At 57.4% G+C, this 19,062-nt stretch carries 17 protein-coding genes and 2 pseudogenes; 16 read left to right on the forward strand and 3 right to left on the reverse strand.

Features of this window, described 5'->3' with window-relative positions:
* The first annotated feature begins 46 nt into the window (after window positions 1–46).
* A complete protein-coding gene (zapE, locus tag MA884_RS02255; protein ID WP_256228815.1) occupies window positions 47–1,105 on the forward strand; it encodes a cell division protein ZapE in 1,059 nt (352 codons plus the stop codon).
* Between the two features lie 94 nt (window positions 1,106–1,199).
* On the opposite strand, the pseudogene MA884_RS02260 reads toward zapE, so the two are convergent.
* The 3 genes and pseudogenes from MA884_RS02260 to MA884_RS02270 all read right to left on the reverse strand — a co-directional run.
* A pseudogene (locus MA884_RS02260) lies at window positions 1,200–1,593 on the reverse strand (Arm DNA-binding domain-containing protein); the annotation flags it as partial.
* A gap of 806 nt (window positions 1,594–2,399) precedes the next feature.
* Window positions 2,400–3,008, reverse strand: a complete 609-nt coding sequence (locus tag MA884_RS02265; protein WP_256228816.1) for a TetR/AcrR family transcriptional regulator — start codon at window positions 3,006–3,008, stop codon at window positions 2,400–2,402.
* Between the two features lie 38 nt (window positions 3,009–3,046).
* Window positions 3,047–3,376 carry a hypothetical protein gene (locus MA884_RS02270; protein ID WP_256228817.1) on the reverse strand — a complete coding sequence of 110 codons (330 nt, stop codon included), beginning with the start codon at window positions 3,374–3,376 and terminating at the stop codon, window positions 3,047–3,049.
* Window positions 3,377–3,549: 173 nt separating this feature from the next.
* Between MA884_RS02270 and MA884_RS27940 the strand changes: the two genes are divergently transcribed.
* From MA884_RS27940 to MA884_RS02340, 15 genes and pseudogenes are all read left to right on the forward strand, one after another.
* Complete coding sequence (locus MA884_RS27940) at window positions 3,550–3,639, forward strand: LysR family transcriptional regulator (protein WP_371134717.1); 90 nt, start codon at window positions 3,550–3,552, stop codon at window positions 3,637–3,639.
* A 9-nt stretch (window positions 3,640–3,648) separates the two neighbouring features.
* Window positions 3,649–4,410 carry a LysR substrate-binding domain-containing protein gene (locus tag MA884_RS02275; RefSeq protein WP_256228818.1) on the forward strand — a complete coding sequence of 254 codons (762 nt, stop codon included), beginning with the start codon at window positions 3,649–3,651 and terminating at the stop codon, window positions 4,408–4,410.
* A gap of 130 nt (window positions 4,411–4,540) precedes the next feature.
* Window positions 4,541–4,951, forward strand: coding sequence for a GFA family protein (locus MA884_RS02280; protein ID WP_256228819.1), 411 nt, complete (start codon window positions 4,541–4,543; stop codon window positions 4,949–4,951).
* A 45-nt stretch (window positions 4,952–4,996) separates the two neighbouring features.
* A complete protein-coding gene (locus MA884_RS02285; protein ID WP_256228820.1) occupies window positions 4,997–6,373 on the forward strand; it encodes an NAD-dependent succinate-semialdehyde dehydrogenase in 1,377 nt (458 codons plus the stop codon).
* Window positions 6,374–6,527: 154 nt separating this feature from the next.
* Window positions 6,528–7,715: pseudogene (locus MA884_RS02290) on the forward strand (CynX/NimT family MFS transporter); the annotation flags it as partial.
* Between the two features lie 96 nt (window positions 7,716–7,811).
* Window positions 7,812–8,264 carry a (2Fe-2S)-binding protein gene (locus MA884_RS02295; protein ID WP_256228821.1) on the forward strand — a complete coding sequence of 151 codons (453 nt, stop codon included), beginning with the start codon at window positions 7,812–7,814 and terminating at the stop codon, window positions 8,262–8,264.
* 10 nt (window positions 8,265–8,274) lie between these two features.
* Entirely contained in the window at window positions 8,275–10,467 is a 2,193-nt protein-coding gene (locus MA884_RS02300) for a molybdopterin cofactor-binding domain-containing protein (RefSeq protein WP_256228822.1), read from the forward strand.
* Between the two features lie 10 nt (window positions 10,468–10,477).
* A complete protein-coding gene (locus tag MA884_RS02305; protein WP_256228823.1) occupies window positions 10,478–11,695 on the forward strand; it encodes a cytochrome c in 1,218 nt (405 codons plus the stop codon).
* 78 nt (window positions 11,696–11,773) lie between these two features.
* The gene (locus MA884_RS02310) at window positions 11,774–12,814 is read left to right on the forward strand and encodes an alcohol dehydrogenase (protein WP_256228824.1); all 1,041 of its coding nucleotides are present in this window, start codon (window positions 11,774–11,776) and stop codon (window positions 12,812–12,814) included.
* A 175-nt stretch (window positions 12,815–12,989) separates the two neighbouring features.
* The gene (locus MA884_RS02315) at window positions 12,990–14,027 is read left to right on the forward strand and encodes a LacI family DNA-binding transcriptional regulator (protein WP_256228825.1); all 1,038 of its coding nucleotides are present in this window, start codon (window positions 12,990–12,992) and stop codon (window positions 14,025–14,027) included.
* Between the two features lie 147 nt (window positions 14,028–14,174).
* Window positions 14,175–15,311 carry an acyl-CoA dehydrogenase family protein gene (locus MA884_RS02320; protein WP_256228826.1) on the forward strand — a complete coding sequence of 379 codons (1,137 nt, stop codon included), beginning with the start codon at window positions 14,175–14,177 and terminating at the stop codon, window positions 15,309–15,311.
* 22 nt (window positions 15,312–15,333) lie between these two features.
* Window positions 15,334–16,947 (forward strand): AMP-binding protein, encoded by a 1,614-nt coding sequence (locus MA884_RS02325; RefSeq protein WP_256228827.1) that lies wholly within the window; start codon window positions 15,334–15,336, stop codon window positions 16,945–16,947.
* Window positions 16,948–16,977: 30 nt separating this feature from the next.
* Complete coding sequence (locus MA884_RS02330; RefSeq protein ID WP_256228828.1) at window positions 16,978–17,754, forward strand: citryl-CoA lyase; 777 nt, start codon at window positions 16,978–16,980, stop codon at window positions 17,752–17,754.
* A 5-nt stretch (window positions 17,755–17,759) separates the two neighbouring features.
* Window positions 17,760–18,224 carry a thioesterase family protein gene (locus MA884_RS02335; protein WP_256228829.1) on the forward strand — a complete coding sequence of 155 codons (465 nt, stop codon included), beginning with the start codon at window positions 17,760–17,762 and terminating at the stop codon, window positions 18,222–18,224.
* A gap of 46 nt (window positions 18,225–18,270) precedes the next feature.
* Complete coding sequence (locus MA884_RS02340; RefSeq protein ID WP_256228830.1) at window positions 18,271–19,056, forward strand: enoyl-CoA hydratase/isomerase family protein; 786 nt, start codon at window positions 18,271–18,273, stop codon at window positions 19,054–19,056.
* Window positions 19,057–19,062 lie beyond the last annotated feature (6 nt).

A 19,062-nucleotide genomic window follows, 5' to 3' on the forward strand; every position in this document is an offset into this window, starting at 1 on the left:
TTATGAAACTCTACAACGGCAGCGTCAAAGAAGAGGCGAACTTATCGTGTCGCAAGTCGAACAGGACATAGAGATGCGGCTCATGGCTCGCGGTTATCGCGCTGACCCGTCTCAGCGGGCCGCCATCAAACTTCTCGACAAGTGGCTGGGAAGTTGGCTGCGTGAAAGACGGGTTTGGTTACCGGCTCCGAAAGCTGGAGTATATCTGTGGGGTGGTGTCGGGCGCGGTAAGAGTTTCGTGATGGATGCCTTCTTCGCCGCTGCTCCGCTCGAGGCGAAGCGACGCGTGCATTTTCACGCCTTTGTGCAAGGCGTTCTGGAACGTCTCAAACAGCTCACTGGTCAGCGCAATCCGCTGGTTCTTATCGCCAGCGAAATCGCAGCGGACACTCAACTGTTATGTTTTGATGAGTTTCATGTGCATGACATTGGCGACGCTATGTTGCTTGGCCGTCTTCTGTTGCAACTGGTAGATCAGGGGGTCGGGGTGGTAGCCACTTCCAACTATGCTCCCCAAGCGCTGTGTCCGAACCCTCTTTACCGGGACCGCTTCAAGCCGACCATCGAGATGATTGACCGCCGCTTCCATATCCATCATCTAGACGGTGACGAAGATTATCGGCTGAACGTCGAGGGCGGTAACGTTTGGGGTGTGTTGGCACAGGTAGCGGCTGATGCCCAGGCGGACTGGGTTGAGCGACGACTGCAATTCGACTGGTCAGCCGAGCGCAACGTGCTGGTGGAGGTGAATCATCGCCCCATGAAATTGCGGGCGCGGCAGCAAGCGACGGCTTGGTTGGATTTTGAGGACTTGTGCCGCATGCCCCGTTCCTGCGGCGACTTTCTCTGGCTCAGCTGCACCTTCAAACGATTGGCCATTACCGCAGTACCGACATTTGATGGTGAGGGCATCGACGTTCAGCAGCGCTTTCTCAATTTAATCGACATTCTCTACGACAGCGGTATTGAGTTAATTCTGATCACCGAGGAAGGTCCCCTGGCATTGTTTACCGCCAGCGCGCATATGGATTACGCGCGGACATGCAGTCGGTTGCAACAGTTACGGGTACTCGAACTCGAAAGCATGGATAGGATAAATCTTTGATACTGTCTTGCCACCGGAGATCCTTAAGAGCTCTCAGGAGGAAACCGGGATCCGTCCGGTCTAGATCCGGTTGCTATCTCGGCCACGGGAATAATGGATCGCCCTCGATCAGTAAGACCTGCCAGGGTTGACGTTTTCTGGCCCAGATGAACATCTGAGTGAGGTCGGCGAAGAAACTGATGGCTTGTCGGTGAACGCCGCGGTTGACCACGGCCCGGATCAGCGTCCAAACATCGTGTTCGGAGACGCTGATCACTGCGCCCTGGCCTGGTTACGCGCCTTGCGGATGTCGGTCAGGGATTTGCGTGGCCAGGATCCGCAGGCGTGACTCTTTGTTCTGGCCGCCCCAGCGATAACGATAAAAAGCTGACCGACACACCGTCCTTACTCACTGAGACTCGACCGGCGAGATTGCCATCTTCCCTGAGGATGCGGCAGGCATCATTGGCGGTCAGCGACTCGAGTTCTTTGATGGTGATTTTGGCCATGAAATGGACTCCCCCTACTTTTACCCCCACAAAAACGTCGGCTCTTGATGGACGTTACTGGACTCTCGTAGAGCAGAACACCGCTGGGGCTCAAGTAATTACTAGCTTAGAAAAGTCCAGAGCCAGATTTTGAAATCTTTCAAGAAGTATGCAAAAGGAGATGGGGTGCTAGGGGTCGAGTGTTCGAATCACTCCGTCCCGCCATATTATTCAAGGGTTGCGAGATTTTATCTCGCGACCCTTTTTTATTTCTCCGCGTTTTACCCCACAAAACGGCTGACTCTGGGTGGGTTTTTCGGATGTGATACCAATATCGAAATTTGTCCCAGAGGCTTTTAGTCCCAGCATGATAAGTAAGTTGACGATAGCTTGGGTTCATTCCTTTCGTGCGTGACAAGCGCTACTCATATCGAGTCGGATACCAATGTTGTCTTCCGTAAGCCTGGCGAAGAAGATTCCGCTAGAGGGCTATCTGCCTGCCAGAATTGCATACTTTGGTTGATGAGATAGCGCAGCAGGGCCACGAAGGGGAGTCCTTGATAGATGCTGTCGTGGAGGACGCAGGTGCAAGCAAGCTTGCTCAGGCGGGGCGTCAGCGGTTGATTTACAACGTTCATGCGGGACCACCCCTCTTGGGTTGGTGATTGCTCGCACCACCATCAAACCCGGTAGTCCGTTCTTTTTCAGGACGGGTGTCCGATCGGGTTGAGACTTTTACAGATAAGCATCGGCTCTCGAAGGCTGGCTATCGCAGCCACCGACACCTGGTTGCCTTCAGTCAAATCGTCATCGACTCAATATTTTGCTTACCGAGCATCATCCTTGCTGCTTGCAATAATGCACCAGACGCAATCGGTGAGCAGTTCCGTCAGGTGTTGTTCAGTAGTCTCTACTTCGTTCCATTGTAATTGGCCGTAGAGCATTCCAATGATTGTGCAGGTGATTAGGCTGGTCTTCACATCCTGCTTGTCCTGCACGCCACATTCTTCTGCGATAATTTCGTACAACAACGTTCGATGATTATTTTTTAACCGATTTGCCTGATGTTTATGTTCTTCATTGAGATTCACGAACTCTCGGGTCACCAATACCAATCGGTCCTTCTCATTCAAAGTGAAGCTGACAAAGGCCTGGACAAAGCGATGCAGCCGTCCGGCAGGGCTTTTGGCATCGTTCAGGCGGTGCTCGGTCGTGACCAGCAGGTCTGACAAAGCGGACTCAATGAGCTCGAACAACAAGCCTTCCTTGTTTTCGATGTGGTGGTACAGCGACCCGGCGTGCAGCCCTACGTGACCTGCCAGGTCACGCAAGCTGATGGCCTGGAATCCGTGGGATGCGAATAACTCGACTGCCGCGTCAACGAGCCGCTGACGGACGCTGAATGGCGAAATGGATGATGAGTCGACAGCAAGCATGATGGCTCCATCAAGGAAAATGCGAACGTTCGATAGTGCTAGCCCAGTTGGGGATCAATCAGAAATTCCTCGTTCGCGGCCTCATTGCCAATGGGCAGCGACTCACGAGTCGACAGGCAATGGAAGGGGGCAGGGGGGGAGACGTTGAGGGTCAGTAGGTAACGGTTTTCATCGCCGACTTCTTCATTCCGGGAAAGGTCGGCTGGACCTAACAGCAGGCCGACGTCGCGGGAGTTGACCGGTGTAGCCTCAATCCGGACCACGATCTCATCGCCATCCGGTTCTGTTGGCTCGACCTGTTCCCGCGACAGCTCCACCGTACCGTTCTCGTGGATCGCAAATCGCATGTCGCGTCCGGACCAGGTCATGGGCACCCTCCAATAACTCGTGTTGGTGTGCGGTCTGCTTTTCGGTTGATAAAAACAAAATTTACGAAAACGTATTCGTTGGATTTTCTGCATACTAACATGGGACAGAAGCGACGCAACGGGCTTTATGAACGTCTTAGGCATCTTTCCGTTTTTGCTAACTGCTGCAAGCCTTGGCTGCAGAGGGCTCGCTCAGTGCTGCCGCCGACGTACTGGGACAACCGATTTCATCGGTCAGCCGATTGCTGAAAGCGCTGGAGTAGTGTCTCAAGGTGGCGTTGCTGGTGCGCACCACGCGGCGTATGCAACTGACCGAGGCCGGGCAATACCTGTTGGAACGCAGTCATCACGTGCTGGAGTCGCTGAGCGACATCGAGGCCAATCTGACGCAGACCATCGACTATCCGAGTGGACTGCTGCGCATCAACACGTCGGCTTCGTTCATGGATCACTTGCTGCTGCCGCTGGTGCCACAGTTCGCCAAAGCCTATCCCAACATCACGTTAGAGCTGCGCACCAGTGATCAGATGATCGATCTCATCCAGGAACACGCCGATGTGGCGATTCGCATTGGTGTGATGGCGGACTCTTCCTTGCGAGCCGTGCACCTGGGAGATTGTCGGCGAGTGGTGATGGCGTCGCCGACTTACCTGGAACGCCATGGGACGCCGCAACGCGTTGAGGATCTTGCGAGTCATCGGCTGCTGGGATACATCGGTGCAGATCCGTTGAATCGATGGCCACTATCGAGCGGCCGACAGGGCGATTACGCGATCACCCCGGCATTGTGTGTGTCCCATGGCGAAATGCTGCGCCAATTGGTATTGGCCCATGAAGGCATTGCGTGTCTGATGGACTTTTCGGTGGTGGCTGATCGTCATCGTGGTGAGCTGGTCGAACTACTGGCGCCTTACAACCAGGCTCCATCCAGTCCGGTGCACATCGCCTATTACAGGCGCTCCCCGACTGACGCGCGCATTCAGGCTTTCATCGACTTCATGCGCAGTCAGGGTCCTGCACGGCTGACGCCTTAATATTCTTCATCACTCGCTTGACGCATCGTACAACCACGGCTATTTTGCGAAAACGATTTCGTTCCAGGGGTAATAACCCGTGAGAAGGATCTGGCCGTCAATCAAGTGACCTCGGTAGGAGAAAAGCATCATGCAAAACCGCGAAGGGGGCTGCTTATGCGGTTCGGTTCGATATGTGCTCAAGGGTGAGCCGCAAGCGACGGTGGTGTGCCACTGCACCCACTGCCAGAAAGCCAGTGGCAGTGCATTTTCCGTCAACTTGCTGGTGAAAGAAGATCAATACGAGCAACGGGGCGAGACCCACATTTTTGTCGATGTCGGTGACAGCGGTCTGCCGTCCTATCGCCATTTTTGCGCCAGTTGCGGATCTCCCGTGATCACCGTTGCGACCAATTTGCCCGGGCTGCTGTTGGTCAAGTCCGGAACGCTCGATGAGCGAAGTGACGTGCAGCCGCAGTTGGAAATCTATACCCGGCACGCTGCGAAGTGGCACGTGCCGATGGCTGGCACTACGCGCTTCGCCGGTGCTCCGCAGGCTTGAAGCCCTAAGATTTGAATTCATAACGTCCAAGACGAGGAATGAGTGATGAGCTTTCGTTCGATTAACCCGGCAACGGGCGAGTTGGTTAAGGAGTTTCCACTTCAAACAGACGAAGAGGTTTTTTCGGCACTGGATCAAGCCGAGCAGTGTTTTCGACAGGACTGGCGGCACCGGACAGTGTCCGAGCGGGCGGGTATCGTGGCCAAGGCCGCGCGGATTTTACGAGCCAAGCGTGATGAATACGTGCAGTACGCGACACTGGAAATGGGCAAGGTCACTCGTTTCGGCCATTTTGAAGTCGATCTGGTGGCCGACATTCTCGATTACTACGCCGAGCACGGTGAGCGACTGCTGGCTGAACAGGCGTTGCCAGGCGAGCCTGGGGCGACACTGGTCGCCGAACCCTTCGGCGTTATCCTCGCGATCGAGCCGTGGAATTTCCCCTATTATCAGTTGGCCCGTGTCGCCGCACCTCAGCTCATCGCAGGCAACGTGGTTATGATGAAGCACGCTGAAAACGTGCCGCAATGTGCGCTCGCTTTTGCGCGTTTGTTTGAGGAGGCCGGCGCACCGGAAGGGGCTTACACCAATCTATTTTGCAGCATCGACCAAATCGCTAGCCTGATCGACGACAGTCGCGTGCGTGGTGTGGCATTGACCGGCAGTGAGCGGGCTGGTGCCTCCGTTGGCGCTCGGGCTGGCCGTCACATGAAGAAGGTCATCCTTGAATTGGGTGGCAGTGACCCGGCGATCATCATGCCCGGCGCTCCTCTAGAGCATGCCCTGGATCAATGCACCATAGGTCGCCTGTACAACTCAGGCCAGGGTTGCGTGAACATCAAGCGAGTCATCGTGATCGGCAAGGAGCGCGGGGAAAAGGCGCTGGCGGGTCTCAAAGAACGCTTTGCGGCCGTCAAAGTTGGCGATCCAACTGATGAATCCACCTTGCTCGGACCGCTGGTCAGCGAAGCCGCGCTCAACGGTTTACTCAAACAGATCGACGCCGCCAAAGCTGCGGGTGGACGGATTGTCTTTGGCGGTCATCGTGTAGACCGACCAGGCTTCTTCCTTGAACCGACCATCATCACCGACATTTCCGAAGACAATCCGCTGTACCGCGAGGAAGCGTTCGGCCCGGTATTGTCCTTCTATATGGTGGACACTGAGGAAGAGGCGATCAAATTGGCCAACGCTACGCCTTATGGCCTTGGCGGTTACGTATTCGATGCCGACATCGAGAACGCCAAGCGCATTGCGTCGCGCATCGAGTCCGGCATGGTTTACATCAACTCCTGCTACGCGGATTCGCCGGGCCTGCCGTTCGGTGGGATCAAGAATTCTGGCTTCGGGCGTGAACTCTCGGAGTTGGGGATCAGCGAATTCATCAATCGTAAATTGATCCGCGTCGCGCCTTCTGCATAACACGCGCCGTTTTATCTGTTGAAACTTGCCACGACACAGCCTTCGGTGCGCTTGGCCGCGGATTGCTGTGTCGTGGATGAGCCCTGGTCGATGAAACGCCTTCCTCCGAATTTTCTACACGAGAAAAACCATGTCCCGCGCGGCTTTGCGTGCTCCTTGTTTTTTGTTGCTGGGGTTGATTCTGGTGGCACTGAACCTGCGCCCGACGTTGTCGAGCTTGTCACCGATGCTCGGTGAGGTAAGCGCAATCCTGGGCTTTTCAGCGGCGACGGCGGGCGTGCTGACCACAATGCCGGTCCTGTTCCTTGGATTGTTTGCGCCATTGGCTCCGATTCTGGCCCAGCGTTTTGGCCCTGAGCGAACGGTGTTGGGTGTCCTTCTGACCCTGGCGACTGCAATTCTGATGCGCAGTTCATTGGGTGAGGCCGGCCTGTTTATCGGCAGCCTGCTGGCAGGCGCCAGTATTGGGGTACTGGGTGTGTTACTGCCGCTCATCGTCAAGCGTGATTTTGCTCGACGGGCCGTGACTGTGACCGGCATTTACACGACGGCCCTGTGTCTCGGAGCTGCGCTTGCAGCCGGTTTTACCGTGCCGCTGAGCCACTACTTCGGAAATGACTGGCGCATGGGACTGGGTGTTTGGCTGGTGCCTGCGATGGTGGCTGCGCTGTTCTGGTTGCCGCAGGTTCGGCACCCGCGAGGTGTGCAGCCCAGGCGAAATCGGGTGAATGGTTTGCTGCGGGACGTGTTGGCGTGGCAGGTGACGTTGTACATGGGGATGCAATCATCGCTGAGCTACATCGTATTTGGTTGGTTGCCGTCGATCCTCATCGGCCGGGGGCTCACGCCGGGCGAGGCAGGCTGGGTGCTTTCCGGCTCTGTGATGTTGCAACTGGTCGGCGCGGTTGCTGCGTCCTGGTTGGCTGCACGTAGGACCGACCAACGCGGGGCGATCCTGATTGTGATGCTGCTGACTCTGGGTGGGCTGTTCGGCTGTCTGTATGCGCCCCTTGGCACCTTGTGGGGCTGGGCCATCGTGCTGGGCTTGGGGCAGGGGGGCGCTTTCAGCCTGGCATTGACCCTAATCGTATTGCGCTCGCGAGATTCCGACGTGGCCGCGAACTTGTCGAGCATGGCCCAAGGCGTCGGCTACACCCTGGCATCCATGGGGCCACTCGCCGTGGGCCTGGTTCACGATAAAACGGGAAACTGGAATGCGGCAGGCTGGATTTTCGCGCTGATCGGTGGCGCTGCCATCATCGCTGGCCTGGGAGCCGGGCGCGCCCGCTATGTGCAAGCGACCAGTGAAGACTTACCAACATGCACAACGCTGCGTTTGTGATCGCAGCGATCGATTCAACACCAAAACTGTCGCGTCATCCCATGAGATCACTTATGCCGGGAGGCGCACTTACCGTGATTGCCCGTAGAGGTAGCGATGCAAAATCTGATGATCAACGGCCTGGAGCGTGAAGTGGATGTCCCTGATGACATGCCATTGCTTTGGGTCTTGCGTGATGTGCTAGGGCTGACCGGAACCAAGTACGGGTGCGGTATCGCGCAGTGTGGCGTCTGCACGGTGCACCTGGATGGGCAAGCAGTCCGCTCTTGTGTATTGCCTGTCAGCGCCGTGGCCAGTCGTAAGGTCACCACCATTGAGGCGATAGCCGAACATCCTATCGGCCAGGCGCTACAAAAGGCATGGCTGGAACATGAAGTGGTGCAATGCGGGTACTGCCAGCCGGGGCAGATCATGTCTGCAGTCGCTTTGCTGCAGGCTCACCCCCATGCCGATGACGAACAGATCGTCAGCACCATGTCCGGCAACCTGTGTCGCTGCGCCACTTACACGCGCATCCGTGCGGCGATCAAAAGCGTCAGCCAAGCCTGAGGAAGTGATCATGTCAGATACACAACGCTCTCCCGCCGTGTTATCGCGACGCGGTGTGCTCAAGGGGGGCGCAGTACTGAGTGGGTTGGTGATCAGCACTTTTCTGCCTCCAGCGATTTCCCGCAGTTTTGCGGCCAGCACAGTTAAACGCGCGCAACTGGGCGATGCCGCTGAAAAGGGTTACGGCGCTTTTGTTCGGGTGGATCACAGCGGTCATGTGACCGTGATTTCGCCCAAAATAGAGATGGGACAAGGCATCCAGACCGGCATCGCCATGATGGTCGCCGAAGAGCTGGAAGTGCCGTTAAGCCAGGTCAGCATTGCCGAGGCACCGCCTAATGAGCAGCTATATACCGATCCGTTATTGCATTCGCAATTGACGGGTGGCTCGACCTCGACACGTTACGCCTGGGAGCCTCTGCGCAAGGCAGGTGCTTGCGCCCGCATCGTTTTAATTGAGGCTGCTGCGTTGCGTTGGCAGGTCGCCCCGAGTCAATGCCGTGCCCTCAACGGCCAGGTGCTGGGCCCTGATGGACAAGTCGCGGCCTATGGTGATTTGGTGGACGCCGCAGCTGCGCTGCCGCTGCCCGCCGATATACCGCTCAAGCCCATCGCCGAGTTCAAACTCCTCGGCAAACCCGCGCAACGACTGGATACACCTCACAAGGTCAATGGCAACGCCAAATACACCATCGACCTATACGTCCCCGACATGCTGATCGCGTCGACGATCACCTGCCCGGTTCATGGCGGCACCTTGCGCGGGGTCGCCAATGACGCCGCGGCTCTAGGTATTCCGGGTGTGCGCGATATTGTGCGTCTGGATAACGCGGTCGCGGTGACGGCCAGCAACTTTTGGGCCTGTCAGCAGGCACTCAAAGCCCTGGCGATCGACTGGGATCTCGGCCCTCGCGTGAGTCTGGACTCCAGGCAACTGGATAAATCGCTGTTTGAGGCGAGCGCCGGTAACGGTGTGTTTGCCCATCAGAGTGGAGATATCGCGACCGCCCTGAAAAATGCCAGCAGCCGTTTCGAGGCGATCTACGAACAACCTTTCCTGTCCCATTCACCTTTGGAACCCATGACCTGTGTTGCCCATGTCCATGCCGGAGGTTGCGAGCTTTGGGTCGGCAGCCAGGCGCCCGGTATCGCTCAGGCGGGTGCCGCGAAAATATGCGGGCTACCGGTCGACAAGGTTGTGTTGCACAACCAACTGATTGGCGGAGCGTTCGGTCGGCGGCTGGAATCTGACTTCATCTTTCAGGCGGTGGATATTGCCCGCCATCTCAGCTACCCGATCAAGTTGATCTGGAGCCGTGAAGAAGACATGACCCATGACTGTTATCGCCCGCAATACGTCGACCGTCTGAATGCGGCCCTCGACGAGGACTTGCGCCCGGTGGGCTGGGAACATCGAATTGCCGGCGCTTCAGTGGTGGCGGCTTACCTTGGATCACTGCCGCCTGATGGCGTCGACTTCGACGTCGTGGAAGTCGCGAAAGACCCTGTCTACAGCTTGGCCAGTTTGCAGGTTCGCTACATTCGCCACGAGCCCGAAGTGATCCCCGTGTCCTGGTGGCGTGGGGTCGGGCCCCTTCGCGGTACCTTCGCGGTGGAGAGTTTCATCGATGAATTGGCACATAACGCCAAGGTCGATCCGGTGAAGTACCGCCTGAGCCTTATGCAGGCTCAGCCGCGCGCCAAGGCGGTGTTGCGCCAGGCCGCTGAACTGATCGGCTGGGACACCCCGCTACCCGCCGGATCCGGCAGGGGCGTGGCGGTGTCCGCCGTTTTCGGCAGCTTTGTCGCCACTATCGTCGAGCTTGAGGCGCAGGGTCAAAAGGGGTTGCGCATTAAGCGTCTGGTGAGCGTGATCGACTGTGGTTTTGCTCACAACCCAACCTCTGTGGCCTCGCAACTGGAGGGCGGCACCTTGTTCGGCCTTTCGGCCGCGTTGTTCAACGAAATACTGATTGAACAAGGCCAGGTTCAACAGACCAATTTTCATCAGTATCGGCAGATCCGCATGAGCGACGCGCCACCGGTAGAGGTGCATGTCGTCAATAGCGAGGAAAGTCCCGGCGGTGTGGGTGAAACCGGTGCGGTCCCGGCTGCGGCAGCGTTGGTTAATGCACTGTTCGCCGCGACGGGCGTGCGCGAGCGTCGATTGCCATTGAGCCGTTTCGGCTATTTCACCGTTTAAGGAGCGCAGCATGAAGCATATCCACACTGTGCTCGGGCTGCTTGTCGGTTGCTTTGCGCTACCCAGTACTGCAGCCGAGGCGACCGTGGTCAGTAAAGGCGAGTACCTGGCGCGAACCGCCGACTGCGTGGCCTGCCACGTCGTGCCGGGGGGCAAACCCTATGCCGGAGGGCTGGAGTTCAAATTGCCATTCGGTAGCCTCTACTCTCCCAATATCACCCCTGACAAGGACACCGGTATTGGCGATTGGAGCGATGACGATTTCGTCAACGCCGTGCAAAGAGGTGTGGGCAAGGGGGGTAAGCACTATTACCCGGCGTTCCCCTACACCTCCTATACCCTGATGTCCCGGGAGGACATTCTGGCGATCAAGGCCTATCTGTTCAGTTTGGAGCCGATCAGCCAGCGCCCCCCGGAAAACACTATCGGGTTCCCGTTCAACCAGCGTTGGGGAATGATGTTCTGGAACTGGATATTCGCGCCGGATGAGCGCTTTGTCGCCGACAACCAGCAGTCCGTCGAGTGGAATCGCGGTGCCTATCTGGTCCAGGGGCCGGGGCACTGCGGCGAGTGCCACACGCCACGCAACCTGTTCCAGGCCATGGATTCCGGCAAGTTCCTGGCCGGCGCGGAACTGGGAAACTGGCAGGCCTATAACATCAGCTCCGACCGCCAACACGGCATCGGCGAGTGGCCCGAAGAGGCGTTGATCAGTTACTTGTCCAAAGGTTATGCGCCGGGGTATGGCGGTGCAGGCGGACCCATGGCGGATGCCGTCGAACACAGCCTGCGTTATCTGGAACCCGCAGACATCAAAGCCATTGCTGTCTTCCTCAAAAGCACCGCGCCGCAAGCTCAAGGGGTGACGCGTCCCGTCCTCGCATTGAATGACGCAGCGTTGCAGAAGGGCCAAGGCACGAAGCTGTTCAACGACACCTGTGTGGCGTGCCACCTGCTAGACGGCAGCGGCAGGCAATCTCCGGCGGGCGGGTTGGCAGGCCTGAAAACGGTCAACGATCCGGCGGGCAGAAACTTGATCGCCACCCTGCTGGAAGGCCATACACCTAACGCCGCGCGCGCTGACCAGCGCATGCCTGATTTCGCCCATAGCTACAACGATGCCGAGTTGGCGGCCATCAGCACCTTTGTGTTGCGCCGCTTTGGCCAGAGTAAGGGCGACATCACACCCGAAGATATCTCCAAGAGCCGAGAAGGTGCATTGCACTGACGCACGCTGATCGTTGCTGGCTGCCGACTGCCAGGTCGGGAAGCCGGCGTTGTTTATTACTGGCAGGAGTCTGAAGCGATGACGGAACAGGCAGCAGTCAAGAAAACGATGAGAGTGATTCAGGTTTCATCCGCGGGAGGGCCGCTCGAACTTGTCGAACGCGATATACCGGAACCGGTCCAAGGGCATGTCTTGATCAAGGTACAGGCCTGCGGGATCTGTCACAGCGATGCGTTGACCGTGGACGGCGAGTGGCCTGGTCTGCAGTACCCTCGAGTGCCTGGACATGAAGTCGCCGGGGTGATCGAACGGGTTGGCCCGGGTGTCGAAGGGTGGCACAGCGGCAATCGCGTAGGCGTGGGCTGGCACGGTGGGCATTGCGGGCGATGTGAGAACTGCCGGCATGGCGATTTTGTGCTTTGCGCCGATCTGCGCGTTCCCGGCATCAGCTACGATGGTGGATACGCCGAGTACATGATTGCCCCTGTAGAGGCGCTGGTACGCGTGCCAGATGACCTGGCGGATGTCGATGCCGCGCCTCTGTTGTGTGCAGGCCTCACGACTTTCAACGCATTGCGCAATGGTGGTGCGCGTCCTGGGGATGTAGTTGCTGTGCTCGGCGTCGGCGGCTTGGGGCATTTGGCCGTGCAGTTTGCACGCAAGATGGGATTTGTCACCGTGGCTATTGACCGAGGGGCGCGCACCGAGCCGCTGGCCAAACAATTGGGTGCCCACCATTACATCGATGCCAGCGCGCAGGACGTAGCGCAAGTGCTCCTGGGACTGGGCGGCGCTCGGGTCATCCTGGCAACCGTTCCCAGCGGCAAGGCCATGAGCGCCACGATTGGCGGTCTCGGTATCAACGGCAAGATGATCCTGGTGGGCTGGTCACAAGAACCCGTTGAAGTACCGATTCCGCAATTTGTGATGCGGCGCAATTCCATTCTCGGCTGGCCGTCAGGGACAGCGGCGCAATCTCAGGAAACGCTGGCCTTCAGTCTTTTGTCTGGCGTAAAGCCGATGATCGAGGAGTTTCCGCTATCCCGTGCGGCGCAAGCATACGAGAGAGTAATGGGGGGCAGGGTGACATTCAGGGCGGTATTGAGACCCGGAACTTAGCCGCTTCTGGCCAACCGTCGGTGGCTTTCGCGGGCTGTTCCGACTGACTGAGGTGCATGAGAGGTATGCCTTGAGTTTGTCGCAACGCCCGTTTCCACTGGAAAACCAATTCGTCGCCCGTTGTAGCAATGGTAGAGTGGCCCCTCGTATCAGCGGGACTACGGCGGAGCTTCCATTGGAACAACGAATCAACATTGCAGGGCTTGCCCGTCATTTGGGAATAGCGGTATCCACCGTTTCAAAAGCCCTCAACAATCGCCCGGACGTTGGCGAAGCCACCCGCAAACGGGTGCTTGAAGCCGCGCAGGAATTTGGCTTTGTGGTCGACCCGGCCGGCCGACGATTGCGCACTCAGAGCTCCGAGACCATCGGCTTCGTATTGTCGCCTCCGCAGACTCACTTCGCTCACCCGTTCTTTCTAGACCTGCTCATGGGTATTGACCAGGCCTTGGAAAAGACCCCATTCCAGTTGGTCATCGTTTCCGGGAGAACCCCTGAGGGCGAGCTTGAAAGCTTTCGTCGTATGGTTGAACGTCATCGGGTCGATGCGGTGATGTTCGGACGAACCCGCCGAGATGACCCACGGATCCGCTACCTTCAAGAGCGCAAAATGCCCTTCGCTACCTTGGGTAGAAGTGAAACGGGTGAGCCTTTTCCCTACGTGGACATCGACCGTACGGTGGCCGGGCGCAACGGTACGGCACGCTTCATTGCAATGGGCCATCAGCGCATCGGTCTGCTGAGCACCCCGGCTGAATTGATGATGAGTAAACACTTGCAGGACGGCAGCCGCGCGGCGCTTGATGCTGCGCGGATTCCCTTCGACCCGGCGCTGGTGGTCGAGGCACCCATGAGCGAGGAGGGCGGTCTGGTCGGTGCTCGACAACTGCTGGCGTTGAAGAACCCTCCCACGGCGATCATGTGTGGACACGATCTGATGGCCGCCGGTGCGATTCAGGCCATTCTCGAAACCGGCCGACGTCCAGGGCATGACATCGCAATCATCGGCTGTGACGACCATCCGCTCGGGCCTTACCTGAACCCACCCCTGACGACTTTTTCCGCGCCGACCGTTGCCGCCGGGCAGCGTATGGTCGAGTTGCTATTGGCGCTGATGCAGGGCCAATCGCCCGAGCAATTGCAGGAAGTCTGGACGCCAGAACTGATTCTTCGCTCGTCCCATGGCATGCCGCTGACCCCCTCTAACGACTGATTTTTCTGTCACGCGCCTGTTGGACGAGTGACGTTTATCAATTATCGAAAACGTTTTCGAAAAACCGACCCTCGGCTCTTGTAATTCAAATATTACCTATCTATATTAATTCGAAATCGTTTTCGTCAAACCGATTGGAGAATAATAATGGATAGTGAAGATATCGAAATGCTTCGCACAACCACGCGCCGTTTCGTACGTTCGCGCCTGGTCCCTCTGGAAGAGCAGATCGAGACGGCCGACGATGTCGACGAATCGCTGCTCGCTCAATTGCGCTCCGAAGTCGCGGCATTGGGCCTGTATGGTTTCAACCTGCCCGAATCGATTGGCGGTCCTGGTCTAAACGCCGCGGCCAAGCTGGCGGTCCTCGAGGAAATGACCTACACCTCTGTGCCCTTGAGCGAAGTCTTCGGTCATCTTCCGCTCTCGCTTGGGCGATGCAATGCCGAACAACAGGCCCGGCTTCTTCCGGATCTGCTATCGGGTAAAAAGATCCTGACTTACGCATTAACCGAACCGAACGCTGGCTCCGATCTGAGCAATCTGCGTACCCGTGCCACGAAGACTGAAGGGGGCTGGTTGCTCACCGGCAGCAAGCACTTCATTTCGCATGCGGAAACGTCGGATTACATCATCGTGCTCGCCGTCACTGATGCCGACGCATCCCTCAAGAGCAAGCTAACGACGTTTATCGTCGAAAGGCGCAATCCGGGCATCGTTGGCATGACTCGATACAAGAAGATGGGGTGGCGCGGTTACCACCTCAACGGGTTCTCGCTGGAAGACTGTTTCGTGCCCGATGCAGATGTGCTCGGCGAGCCGGGTGATGGCTTCCTGGTCATGATGGAGTCGATCAACCACGACCGGATTCTTTCAGCATGCCGTTCGACCAGCCTCGCGGCTCGCGCGCACACCATGTCTTGTGAGTACGCAAATGAACGCACCGCTTCCGGTACGGCGATAGCCAACCATCAAGCGATTCAATTGATGATCGCCGACAACGATGTCGAGATTGAAGCCGCACGATTGCTCATTCAACGGGCAGCGGAACTGGTCGAGGCTGATGTCCCTCAGGCGAGGATTGCGACCGCCCGGGCCAAGTTGTATGCGAGTGAAATGGGCTGTCGTGTCGCGGACCGGGCATTACAGATATTTGGCGGCATGGGGTACATGTGCGAACTGCCGATCGAGCGTTTTTATCGTGATGCTCGAGCCTTCCGTATCGGAGAGGGCACCTCGGAAATGCAACGCCTGCAAATTGCGCGATATGCGCTTTCCGTTTAAGACTTCGTGGAAGGCCATCATCTTGAAAACGACTTCTGATTTGAATGAGTCGGCTTTGCCGAAAACGTTGAGTGTTTCGGCTCAGTACGACGGTATCTCCAATACTGATATTTCGATTCAAGCATTTGGTGATTTGCTGGCGCATCACCCTGAGCTGCCCGCCTGTCATTTCGGCGAATTGTCAGTGAGCCGCGCTGAACTCAGCGTCGGTGCGTCCAATTCGGCTAATTATCTTTCATCATTGGGTTTCACATCGGGTGATGTACTGGCTGTCTGGCTTCCAGACAGTCCAGCGTGGTTGCAGTTGCTTTTCGCGGCGGCTTCGCTGGGTGTGATCGTTGTACCGATCAGTACCCGGTACAAGGTTGCGGAAGCGAACCATGTGATTGACCAGAGCCGTGCAAAAGGCTTGGTTATTGCGAAGGAGTTTCTTGATTACGACTACGTAACCGCGGCAGCTTCGCTCAAGTCGAGTAATTCGACGCTCGAACATATTATCTGCGTCGATATTAACGCCGGCCTCATGAGTGACGGCGCGGTGGCGCACTCGTCTGCAGTGACGGCGTCTATTCAATTACCTCTGATCACCTTCAGCACCTCAGGAACTACCGGGCATCCGAAACTGGCGCTGCACACACAGCTGGGCATTGCGAAACACGCCCTGAACGTCTCACGCGCACTGGAAGTCCGCGCGGGCGACGTGATGCTGTGTGCATTGCCGTTGTACGGCGTCCTGGGATTTGGGCAGGCACTCGCTGCCATTGCCGTAGGCGCTGCCTGCGTCCTGATGCCGGTTTTCAAAGGTGAGGATGCCGCGCAAGCAATCGAGCGACACGGTGTCACTCACAGTTTCGGCTCCGATGGGCTTTTTGAGCGGATTCTCGACACTACGCAATATTCGCTGGTTTCCTGGCGGCGCGCTGGTTTCACCGAATTTGCGGGCCTTGGCCAAGCGATCTGTAAAAAAGCCGAACAGGATTTGAATCTGTTGCTCACTGGCTTGTATGGCATGTCGGAATGTCTCGCCATTGCGGCGACACGCTTTCCACAGGACGACCCGGGCGTTCGCGCACTCGGTGGCGGCTCACCGGTATCTCCTGAGATTCGCCTGCGTGTAATTGACGGTGACACTGGTCTTGAAGTTACCGAAGGAGACCAAGGTGAATTGCAGATGACGGGTTACAACATCATGACCGGTTATTTGCATAACGAGGCCGCCTCTGCAGGCGCATTCACCGCGGACGGCTGGTTCAAGACCGGAGATCTGGTGCGCCGTACGGCCGATGGTTTCATCTATCTGGCACGCCTTAACGATGGTATGCGGCTCGGCGGCTACCTGGTCGATCCTTCGGAAATCGAACGGTTCCTGACTCAGCACGAGGGTGTTATCGGCGCGCAGGTGGTTGCCGTGAAAAAGCAGGGCACAGGCGATGTTGCGGTTGCTTTCGTTATCTCCGCCGATACGGAGTTATCGGAAGCAAAGTTGCTCGCTTACTGCAAGGCCGGGATTGCCAATTACAAAGTTCCGAAACGCATTATTTTTGTAAATGAGTTTCCGGAGAAGCCTGGTCCGAATGGCGTGAAAATTCTAAAGACCAAGTTGCGCGAAATGGCAGCGGCCGAACTTTCCGTTTAATTGCATCACGACAACAATAGGAGCGAAATAATGAAAGACACTCAAGTGAGGTCTGATATCGCGTGGGCGACCCCTACAAAAGTGGTCATTCACGGGCTCGATCTGTGCGATGAAATTGTAGGGAAGATCGATTTTGGCCAGATGACATTCTTGCAACTGTTCGGTCGACTGCCAGAAGAGCGCGAGTTACGGATGTTCAACGCAATGATGGTCATTCTGGTCGAGCATGGGATCACGCCATCGTCCCTGGCCACGCGATTCACCTATTGTGGCGCGCCAGAGGCCGTTCAGGCGGCGGTAGCTGCCGGGTTGCTGGGCCTTGGGTCTGTCTTTGTCGGCTCGCTCGACAATGCCGCCAAGCTGTTGCAGGAAACGATTCCTGCCAATACAACACTGGCGGACCCACAGGCAAAGGCGGTCGAGATCGTCACTGCATATCGTTCCCGCAAGGAAATCATCCCGGGTATCGGACACCCTTTCCATAAGCCTATCGACCCGCGCAGCGTTGCGCTGTTCGAGGTCGCGAAAGAGACCGGCTATTACGGGCCTTATGTCGCCCTGATGGATGCGATCGCTGAGGAAGCTACACGTCAGGCCGGCCGCCCACTGCCCCTGAATGTGACAGGAGCCATGGGCGCCGTCGCTTCAGAGATGGGCATCACCTGGAAAATCTGTCGTGGTCTGGCGGTCGCGGCGCGAGCCGTTGGATTGGTCGGGCATGTGCTGGAAGAGATGCGTCAACCCATGGCCGAGACGCTCTATCTGCGAACCGAGCATGAAGCGACGGTACACATGCACGAGGAGTAAGCGGCATGTCAACCGCGCCTTCATCAACGTCGAGCCGTGCTGAATCACCCGTTCGGAACCCGCCTCTCGCGCGCGAAGAGTGCGGTTTCTGGACCCGTGAGAAGCTTCGCAACGCTGATACCGATCAGTTTCACCACGTGAACAATGCGGTGATATCGACGTTGCTCGAAGCGGCGCGAATGGAAATGCTCGCCGACGAGGCGTTGAAAACTTCGATGGCGGGCAAGATCGTGGTGGTTGCGCACCTGTCGATCGACTTCTTGAGCGAAGTGTATTTCCCAGGGGGCGTCGAGATTGGGTCCGCCACCATCAGAGTAGGGCGCACGTCTTTTGAGCTGGCACAGGGACTGTTCGTCGGTTCTCAATGCTTCGCGTCTGCGCGGGCGATCTGCGTGCTCATCGACATCGAGCGTCGCGAGCCAACGGTCATTCCGGACGCGATCCGAGTTCATTTGCTTAAGGGGCAGTGAGCGTGAGCTCTGCGTCACCTTCCACTGCTCCTGTGAGGTAATAAAAATGTCTGGAAATTTCACGAAAATTCTTTTCGAGATGCGTGACGGCGTTGCTGTCATCACGCTTAACGACCCGGAGCGGCGCAATGCGCTGTCCCGCCGTATCGTCAGCGAAGTGTTCGAGGCGCTTGAGCTCAGCACCGCCGCATCCGCGCGCGCGATCGTGATTGCTTCGACTGGAACAGCGTTCTGCGCCGGTGCGAATATCGACGATTTACGCGATGGCTGGATGGAGCACACTGATCCGGCGACCGATCCTGCGCTGTTGTTCAAACGGTTGGTTGAGGAACCTCGTATTGTCATCGCCGCGGTACAGGGCGGGGCGTTAGGAGGCGGTTTTGAGCTCTCGCTTTCGTGTGATCTGGTCGTGGCCGCAGAGGAGGCATGGTTCTGCCTGCCCGAAGTGTCGCGCGGGGTGATTCCGAATACCGGTTTGGCACTCCTTCAATCGATGGTGGGTTCTCGGGTCGCTCTGGAGCTGGTCTTGAGCGGTAGACGAGTCGATAGCGCCGAAGGCGTTGCCAGAGGCCTGGTCAATGCAGTAGTCCCACGTGAGTCCGTCGTCGAAAGAGCCGTTTCATGGGCGCAAGAGATCGTTTCGAAGGCGCCTCCGGTTGCACTGTCGACTGCCAAGCGGAATCTGCATGCCCATGCTGGATATGACTGGGCACGCGTGCAGCGTTCGGTTACCGACGTTCCCCGCGCCGAATGGCAGGAGGGGCTGGATGCGTTTACGGAAAAACGCGACCCGGATTTCGAACCCTTTTGGCGCGCTATCGGGTCAGCCTGATATCCC

This window comes from Pseudomonas sp. Q11 (assembly GCF_024494355.1).
Lineage (GTDB): Bacteria > Pseudomonadota > Gammaproteobacteria > Pseudomonadales > Pseudomonadaceae > Aquipseudomonas > Aquipseudomonas hefeiensis.